Here is a 6398-nt window from a genome sequence, read left to right on the forward strand (position 1 = left end):
AAGAGTGCCGTATAAGGCTTTGTGGAGGGTCCGTCCTGCTGTGTGCGGGGCGGGCCCTTTTGCGTACCTGAGGCGCGTGTGGGGATGCCTGTCCACGGTAGGCTCTGAACGCCTCCTCGGACTGCTCTGAGGTCCTGTGGGTGCCTTCAGGTCTGTATGCTTAGGGAGGATGTTAGGAGGGCTTATGGATTGGAATGCCGTACTGGAGCTGATGGTTACGGTCGTGTTTCTGACTGGTATTGCGTTGGCGCTACTGTGCTTGGTGACGATTCATCGGAATCCGTATTTTTCTGAGGTGCAGAAGTTGAAGTGGCTTCTGCTGGTGTTGTGCCTGCCGTATGTGGGTCCGGTGACGTGGTTGATGCGGGCGCGTTTGGAACGTATTGACCGGGAGCGTGCCGACCGGGAGCGGGGTTCCGCGGCTGCTTCTGATGCGGCTAATTCTGGTGGAGTGCCCGATAGCGCTTCGGAGGCTCTTTCTGAACCCTCCGCCACCTCCAAGTAGCGAAGCGAGCAACAAAATAAGTAACGAAGGTCACACTCTCTCAATTGGACAGTACCGCGTGCAGTCCGTATAGTTTTATGTGTTGCCTGCGGTGATACACCGTAAGACACATGCGCGAGTGGCGGAATAGGCAGACGCGCACGGTTCAGGTCCGTGTGCCCGTGAGGGCGTGGGGGTTCAACTCCCCCCTCGCGCACCAACGATCCCCGGTTCGAAAGAACCGGGGATTTTTTCATATCCATAACCAATTCCCCGCTAAATGACGGGGTTCCAGAGCGATGGCGAGTGCATCACCTAAAATAGAATCGGGTGTGTTCATTCACAGGACACACAGCTAACGCACAGACACGCTCGTTAAACTGAGCCTTTCGGATGAAGACCGTTTGCGCGGTCTGTTGCTCGGAATGGTCGTTGAGAAGGAGGCGGCATGAAGTTTTTCGACAAGCTGGGCAAGCTGGAGCAAGGCATCGGTCGCACTGTCGGCCTTTCCAAGGGCTTCGGCACCTTTGCGAAGGCGGATGTCGCTAACCGCGTCCGCATCATGATGGATGACGAGTCCTACGTGGACGGCAGTGGTCGCACTATGGCTCCTAATGTCTATACTCTCCGTTTCGCACCGGTTGATTTCCCTCGCGTGCGCGAGTGGGGCAACCCGTTCGCTGTTGAGCTGTGCGATTTGGCGATTTCGCACGCCCGCGCGCAGGGTTACACCCTGATCGGTGCGGTTCGCGTGACGTTCAACGTTCTTGATTCTCTCTCTGAGGGCGAGTTTGAGGTTGTTGCGACCTTCGAGCCGTTCTCTGTGCCGGAGGCTCCGGCGTCTCCGTCCCTGCGTGGCGCCGCTAACTATGCGCCGGTGCGTCCTCCGCGTGAGTCTTCTTTGCCGACTCGCATTACGAAGCCTGCAGCTCAGCCCGCCCAGCCGGTTCAGCCCGTCCAGCCTGCGCCTCAGCAGGCTCCTGCGCCTCGCCTGAACATGCCGTCCCCCGCGACGGGTGCTCCCCGTTTCTTCTTGGAGATTGAGGGTCGCATGCATCCGGTGAATCATCTGCCGTTTGTGCTGGGCCGCGGTTCTGATGCTGATTTCCGTCTGGATGATAAGGGCATTTCGCGCCGTCACCTGCAGCTTTCGATGCAGGGTGGCGCGGTGGTCGCCTCCGATATGGGTTCTACTAATGGCACGCTGATTAATGGGGTGCCTTTGCGTGCACCCGTGGTGCTGGCGAACGGTTCGCTGCTTCGCATGGGTAATACCCGCATCATTTTCCATAGTTCGACCGGAGGTGCCCGTTAATGGCGTCCGAACTGACTGTTACTATCCTTCGTTACGCTTTTCTGGCGCTCATCTGGTTCTTTGTTTTCCTGGTGGTTTCGGCTGCTCGCCGCGACCTTGGTTTGGGTAAGAACTATCGTGCGGCACCGGTTGATGCGGTTCCGGAGGCTACCCATATTGCGCCTCCGCCGACTCGCCCTTCGCAGCTTGTGATTACTGCGGGTGCGCAGGCTGGCGCCATGATGCAGCTGGGTGATCACCCGATTACTATTGGCCGCGCTAATGACATTGAGGTGTCTCTGCAGGATGATTACGCCTCGGGTCGTCATGCGCGCCTGTTCCCTCAGGGTTCCCGTTGGTTCCTGGAGGATTTGAATTCTACTAATGGTACGTTCGTCAATGGCGAGCGTCTGACTCGTGCGACCCCGATTGAGCCCGGTGATGATTTCCGCGTTGGCGGTACCACCATGCAGTTGAGGGGCTAGTGTATGAAGATTGCTTTTCGTTTTGAGGCCCGCTCTGATACGGGTCTGAAACGCTCGAAGAATGATGACTCCGGCTACGGTGGTCGTTTCCTTGCTGTCGTTGCTGACGGCATGGGCGGTCACGTGGGCGGCGATGTCGCGTCAGCTACGACGGTTCTGAATCTGACTCCGCTTGACCACCCCGATTTTGAGGATGGTACCGGTAGCGTTTATCTGGCTGATGAGATTCAGAGCGCGAACCTGATTATTAATGAGCTGGCGGCAAATGATCCGCAGTTGGCGGGTATGGGTACGACCTGTACTGCCCTGCTAATTGATGGTGATTGCATTGAGCTCGCCCATATTGGTGATTCGCGTGCGTATCGCCTGCGTCCGGGTGCTGATGGTGAGTTTGAGCAGATTTCTACTGACCATACGTTTGTGCAGCGCCTGCTCAATGAGGGGCGTATTACCCCGCAGGAGGCGGAGAACCACCCGCATAAGAACGTGATTATGCGTGTTCTGGGTGATGTTGACGCGTCCCCCGAGCTGGAGTTGAAGACTCTGGACGCTGTTCCCGGCGAGCGCTGGGTGCTCTCTTCGGACGGTTTGGATGCTGTGGTGTCCCTGGCGGAGATTGAGCAGGTGATGCGTTCTACCGATGACCTATCTGAGATTGCTGACACTCTAATTGCGATGACGTTGGAGCGTGGTGCTCCGGATAACGTGACGGTTGTGTCCCTGCAGGTGATTGACCGTGAGGTTCTGCCGGTGGATGAGCCGGTGGGTCCTTCGAGCCTACCTGAGTCCGCTCTGCCTGATTCGATTGTGGCGGAGCAGGAGGTCAGCACGAATACTCAGAAGCTTCCCGAGGTTGCTGCCACGGCTGAGGCTGCTGAGGCTCTTTTGGGTGCGCACCATGATGAGGACTCTGAGGAGTCTCGTCGTCGGTCGTTGCGCCGTTTCCGTCGTGCTCGTGACTTCTCTGGAACGCTGTTGCATAGCGGTTCTGGGGCGGTGCGTCACCATATCGGTACGTACGATAACGCCGTGGATGCGGCTCTTACGAATGCTGCGATTTTGCGTAGTGAGTTGGGTTCCCGCCCGCATCAGCTGGTTGGTGCCGCTTCGGTGGCTACTGAGACCGGCATGATTCCGGCGGTGACTTCTCGTACCCTGGAGCACCGTGCGACGGTGGCTCAGCGTGTGCCGTTGAAGGTTGAGTCTGATGAGGCGGCCCTGCCGGCTGAGTTGGAGGAGCTGATCGCTGAGGACACTGTGGAGCGTTCGCGTCCGCGGTCTTGGTCGATTCGCCTGTTCATTACTCTGCTGGTTGCGGCTATTTTGACGCTGGCTGCGTGGACCGGTCTGCGCTATGTGGAGCATAGCTACTACGTGGGTGAGAGTAATGGCACGGTTGCGGTGTACAACGGCATTCCGCATGCATTGGGCCCGATTCATCTTTCTCATGTGGTGGAGAATACCGATATTTCTACGAGTGACCTGAGCGATCATACTCGTTCTTTGTTGCGTAATGCGATTACGGCGAAGGACCTGGATGATGCGCGCCAGATTGTGTCTCGTTTGAAGACTCAGGCGGATCAGACGCGTGAGAAGGCTGAGCAGGCTGCTGCTTCCGCCTCAGCTTCGGCTTCTGCGTCACCGAGCTCTGAAGCGCCCAGTGAGGCACCAAGCTCTGAGGCGCCGGGTTCTGATTCGGCATCTCCGGCTCCTGAGCTGGCTACGGTTTCCTCCGTGCCTGCTGCAGAGGGCGGTGAGAATAATGGCTAAGTTCTCGTTCCGTCGTGAGTCGGATGCACCTCGTGCACGCCGTTTCACGGAGCTTTTCCTGCTGGTTTTGGCGGTGGGCATCAGCTCCTTCGGCATGTACCTGATTGATCCGGAGAACGCTTTTGATACGTCGAAGAGCCAGTGGCTTCCGTGCACGGTAGTGTTGGGTGCCGGTGCTCTTCTGATTCACTTGGTCTTGCAGTTCCGCGCCCGTTACGCTGATCCGTTTATTTTGCCACTGGTGGTGGCGCTGAACGGCATTGGTTTGACCATGATTTATCGTTTGGATCCGCAGATTGCGGCTCCGGTGGGTGATGGTCAGCTGATGTGGACCGGCGTGTCTATGGTGCTGTGCGCGATTATTGTGTTCGTGCTCAGGGATTACCGTCTGCTGCGTAAGGTCACGTACACCTCCTTGGTGCTGTCGATGATTCTGCTCATCATGCCACTGGTTCCGGGTCTGGGTATGGAGCTCAATGGTGCTCGTATTTGGATTCATATCGGTAACCGCACGTTCCAGCCGGGTGAGGTCGCGAAGATTACTCTGGCGATTTTCTTCGCCGGCTATTTGGCGACGCACCGTGACCTGATTCTGGTGGCTGGCCGCCGCATCGGTCCCATCAATCTGCCGCGTCTGCGTGATTTGGCGCCGGTGTTCTTGGCGTGGATTGTGAGCCTGGGTGTTCTGGTGTTCCAGAAGGACCTTGGTTCGGCAATCATGTTCTTTGGTCTGTTCATGGCGATGCTCTACCTGTCGACCGGTCGTATTTCGTGGCTGGTGATTGCGGGTATCGGCATGGCTGTGGGTGGCTATTTCGCGTACCACTATGTCTCGCACGTGCATGCCCGTATCTATGCGTGGGTGCATGCTTTTGACCCGGAGATTTACCAGGCGTCTCCTGGTGGTTCGGGTCAGATTTTGCAGGGTGTTTTCGGTCTGGCTTACGGCGGTCTTTTTGGCCGCGGTTGGGGTCAGGGTCGCGCGAACCTCGTCCCGTACGCTAATTCGGATATGATCATTTCCTCGTTGGGTGAGGAACTGGGCCTGGTGGGTCTGGGTGCCATCCTGATGATGTTCATGCTCCTGGTTTCGCGTGGTTACCGCGCGGCGTTGGGTACTCGTGATGGTTTCGGCAAGCTGCTGGCTGCCGGCCTGTCTACGGTCATGGTTCTGCAGCTGTTCGTGGTGATTGGCGGCGTGACTCGTCTGATTCCGCTGACTGGTCTGACGACTCCTTTCATGTCTGCCGGTGGCTCCTCGTTGGTGGCTAACTGGATTATTGTGGCGCTGTGGTTGTCTATTTCTCATAGTGCCCGTGCACCTCACCTGGTGGCTGGTTATGATGCTCCGCAGGGTATTGACCATGCGGACACTAGCTACGAGCCGGAGGGTGCTACTAGCGTTCTGGCGCGTATTACGGCTAAAGATTCTGGAGGTGAGAAGAATGGATAGGGCTATTCGCCGCATGTGGATGTCTGCCGCGTGCGTGTTTGTCCTGCTGATGGGTACCCTCAGCTATATTCAGTTCTTCGATTCGAAGACGCTGATGAATAATCAGTGGAATTCCCGAGCTCTCTACGATAATTACGGTTCGGCGCGTGGTTCGATCGTGGTTGATGGTACGGAGATTGCTTCGTCGGTGAAGTCCGATGATGAGTACAACTACCAGCGTGTGTATAACCACCCGCTGAAGTATGCGGCTCTGACGGGTTACTTCTCCACGATTTATGGCGCAACCGGTTTGGAAGCTGCTATGGATAAGGAGCTTGCCGGCACGAGTGATAGCCAGTTCTACGACCGTGTGGCGCAGCTGTTCAGTGGCTCTTCTGCGCAGGGCGCCAGCGTGGAACTGACAATCAATTCGAAGCTTCAGGATATTGCCTACAACGCATTGCAGGGCCGTAAGGGTGCTGTGGTGGCGTTGAACCCGAAGACCGGTGAGATTTTGGCGATGGCTTCTTCGCCGTCCTATGATCCGAATCTTCTGTCGGCTCATACGAGCTCTTCGGTTTTGGCGAATTACCAGGCGCTGACTTCTGACGAGGACAACCCTCTGTTTAACCGTGCGATTGCGGGTAACACCTATTCGCCGGGTTCGACCTTCAAGATTATTGATGCGGTGGCGGCGCTGGAGTCCGGCAAGTACAACGCGTCTTCGGTCATTGCGAACCCCGCGCAGTTGCCGTTGCCGGGCACGAACATTAGCCTGCCAAACTATACGGGCGGCCAGTGTGGAACCCGCACTCAGGCGACGATTGAGTGGGCTTTGGCTCAGTCCTGTAATACGCCGTTTGCACAGATTGCGATGGATTTGGGTCAGGAGCGTATCGCGAAGACCGCTGAGAATTTTGGTTACGGCCAGGA

6 protein-coding genes and 1 tRNA gene are annotated in these 6398 nt (G+C 57.0%); all 7 read left to right on the forward strand.

What is annotated here, in order from left to right:
* The first annotated feature begins 184 nt into the window (after positions 1–184).
* Entirely contained in the window at positions 185–505 is a 321-nt protein-coding gene (locus Q0216_RS07300) for a PLDc N-terminal domain-containing protein (RefSeq protein ID WP_298594148.1), read from the forward strand.
* A 112-nt stretch (positions 506–617) separates the two neighbouring features.
* Positions 618–704: transfer RNA gene (locus Q0216_RS07305), tRNA-Leu, on the forward strand.
* A gap of 228 nt (positions 705–932) precedes the next feature.
* Positions 933–1799 carry a DUF3662 and FHA domain-containing protein gene (locus tag Q0216_RS07310; RefSeq protein ID WP_298594149.1) on the forward strand — a complete coding sequence of 289 codons (867 nt, stop codon included), beginning with the start codon at positions 933–935 and terminating at the stop codon, positions 1797–1799.
* Positions 1799–2263 (forward strand): FHA domain-containing protein, encoded by a 465-nt coding sequence (locus Q0216_RS07315; protein ID WP_005507379.1) that lies wholly within the window; start codon positions 1799–1801, stop codon positions 2261–2263. The genes Q0216_RS07310 and Q0216_RS07315 overlap by 1 nt, the downstream gene beginning before the upstream one ends.
* 3 nt (positions 2264–2266) lie before the next feature.
* Positions 2267–4033, forward strand: coding sequence for a PP2C family serine/threonine-protein phosphatase (locus tag Q0216_RS07320; RefSeq protein ID WP_298594151.1), 1767 nt, complete (start codon positions 2267–2269; stop codon positions 4031–4033).
* Positions 4026–5486: an FtsW/RodA/SpoVE family cell cycle protein gene (locus Q0216_RS07325; RefSeq protein ID WP_298594153.1), complete on the forward strand. Its 1461-nt coding sequence runs from the start codon at positions 4026–4028 to the stop codon at positions 5484–5486. The genes Q0216_RS07320 and Q0216_RS07325 overlap by 8 nt, the downstream gene beginning before the upstream one ends.
* Positions 5479–6398 (forward strand): penicillin-binding transpeptidase domain-containing protein (locus Q0216_RS07330; protein WP_298594155.1); only part of this gene is annotated, 920 nt, incomplete at its 3' end. The genes Q0216_RS07325 and Q0216_RS07330, both read left to right, overlap by 8 nt.

The organism is uncultured Rothia sp. (assembly GCF_937976295.1).
In the GTDB taxonomy this organism is placed as follows: domain Bacteria; phylum Actinomycetota; class Actinomycetes; order Actinomycetales; family Micrococcaceae; genus Rothia.